This is a genomic window from Pseudomonas sp. P5_B2 (assembly GCF_056400445.1).
The window spans coordinates 1-1,070 of record NZ_JBFULH010001055.1 but is presented as its reverse complement, the minus strand read 5'-3'; the positions used below and the strand labels follow the sequence as shown (position 1 = coordinate 1,070).

General features: G+C 54.7%; 1 protein-coding gene. It reads right to left on the bottom strand.

What is annotated here, in order from left to right:
* Window positions 1–346: 346 nt before the first annotated feature.
* Window positions 347–1,070: tyrosine-type recombinase/integrase (locus AC1DRJ_RS29110; RefSeq protein ID WP_477805174.1), on the bottom strand; the 724-nt coding region annotated here is incomplete at its 5' end.

The window sequence follows — 1,070 nt, the reverse complement described above, 5'->3', positions numbered from 1 at the left end:
TGGTTGCATCATGGGTGTTCCTCCTTCTGGTCAGTTCATTTTCGATAGGCGATCCTTGGGGCGCTCTGCGCCGGTTTGGGTCATTTGCCGTTATTGGCAGGGAGCGGACTTTACTCGAAAAATGGGGTCGTTGTCAAGATACGGTCTTGACAGGAGTGTGCAATCTGGTGTTACGACCGGACAGGCTCTCTATCAGCCCCTGTAGAGCCGTAAGGGATGCGATAGCGTAAAATCCTCATGCTGGGCGCGAAGTGACCAATCAAAGCGCCCTGTGATCGCTCCTGCGAGGTCGCGATTGAAAAGTGGCATTGTGGGGGCTCTAGCGCAGTAGTCCCCAACAAAACCGTCATCGACCACCGCCAACGAACAAGTCCATAAGCATCTCCGCGACGGTCTCAACGGGCACCCCTGAACCGTAGACATCAAATGTAATCGTACCCGACGCATGCCCCATGACAGCCTGTGCGTAAGCCGTAGGAACCCCTTTGGCCTGCATCAAAGACGCCAATGAATGCCGCAAGGACTGGAACACTAGACCGGGACCGTAGGAGTCACCAAGAGCCTCAGGGATCGCTTGTCGGTTCGCCCAGTCTCCCGCTGTCTTATAGCCAATCTGCGCCAACGCCTCCGACTTACTGAGTTTGCACGCCTCGACGTACCGCAAGAACGCTGTGAGGTCGAACCCATAGGCACCATCAGTCAACGGCACCAATCGTTCACTACGCTTGTTTTTGATTGACTTGCCTTCGCCTGCTTCATTGATGTGAATGGCCGTGATGCCTGATGCGAGGGTCTGCACGTCACCAACCGTCAACTGTGAGATTTCATTGAGACGCCCGCCAGTGATAGCCCCGAGGCTCAATAGCCAACGCTTCCATGAGGTCTCTGGCAGCGCATTGGAGTAAGCCACCAGCTTGCCTACCTGATCCTGAGTGAACGCCTTACGGCTCGATTCAGTGCCCTTCGTGAGCTTCAGTTTCTTGTCGTAAGACTTGGATATGTGACCGTTTTCCACTGACCATGCGAGGACTGCTGACAGCTTAATGAGCAGCTTGTTGACTGTTGAGGGC